This is a genomic window from Vibrio sp. Vb1337, from assembly GCF_033338715.1.
In the GTDB taxonomy this organism is placed as follows: Bacteria; Pseudomonadota; Gammaproteobacteria; order Enterobacterales; family Vibrionaceae; genus Vibrio; species Vibrio alginolyticus.
Genome location: NZ_JAWOTD010000298.1, coordinates 1 through 1,015, shown reverse-complemented (window position 1 = coordinate 1,015; position 1,015 = coordinate 1). Strand labels below are relative to the sequence as shown.

At 44.1% G+C, this 1,015-nt stretch carries 1 protein-coding gene and 1 pseudogene; both read right to left on the bottom strand.

From position 1 onward, the window contains the following. Positions 1-867: heme biosynthesis HemY N-terminal domain-containing protein (locus R7E42_RS25770; protein WP_318073352.1), on the bottom strand; the 867-nt coding region annotated here is incomplete at its 3' end. Further along, positions 867-1,015 (bottom strand): annotated as a pseudogene (locus tag R7E42_RS25765) (heme biosynthesis operon protein HemX); the annotation flags it as partial. The gene R7E42_RS25770 and the pseudogene R7E42_RS25765, both read right to left, overlap by 1 nt.

Here is a 1,015-nt window from a genome sequence, read left to right as displayed (position 1 = left end):
CAGTGCTTCTGTTAGTGCGGTAAAGGCTTCGGTGTCGGCTTTACGAGCGATAAGCTCACGTGCAAAACAAGCAATAAGATGCGTGTCTTGCTTCACTTTACGAGCCAGACTGTTCCAATGAGAAATTAGCCCTTCGCTACCTTGTTGTTGCGCGACTTCATGCAGTAAACCACATTGTGCTTTCTGAATCAGTTCTGCTTGCTCTTCTTCCGTTACTAGCTTTGCTTTCGCCAGTTGTGGCATTAGGTCAATCAATGGCTGCCACAATTTAAGCTGCATGTAAGTTGTTTTGAGTAAGTTCAAGACAATCGAGTTATTTGGGTATTGGCCTTTTAGCGATTGCAGGGTATCGAAAGCGGCTTCGAACTCATTATCACGAATAAATTGCTTGGCTCGAGTCAGTTCGACAGCGAGATGAGCATTCTCCTGTTGGCTAGCTAATGCAAGATAATGATCGCGTTTTGCTTTATCACCTTGACCTTGAGCAGCTTCAGAAGCAACGAGATAGCACAGTAGTGGCATATCGTGGTGATTTGCCCAACGAGTGACTTTCTTCTCTGCACCTTTCCAATCACCTTCAAGGAGCTTGATAATGCCTTCATTGGTGTAGCGACGAGAACGACGCATTTTACGTACGCTGAAGTAGTTCCAAGTGCTTGAGCTTGCGTAAACCAACTTTTTAATCAGGTATTCAAGGAGGAAAAGACCAGCTAGCGCAGCGATAACGAAGATCACCAAAGTGGTCACGCTCATTTCGATGGTCTTGTTTGCTATTGAGATCAGTACATATCCTTGTTGACCAGAAAACTGAGTACCGACAAATAGACCTGCACCTAGAACGACAAATAGGAAAATAAGGCGAATCATTATTTATCCCCCGTACCTGTCATTGTTGTCACTTCACGACGTAGTCGCTCACGAATCACATCCGATAGCTGAGATTGGCTTTCCAGTTTTGCAGGGTACTCAACTTGAATATTTTGTTGGCTTAATTGGTTGAGTGCTTTGTTGAATT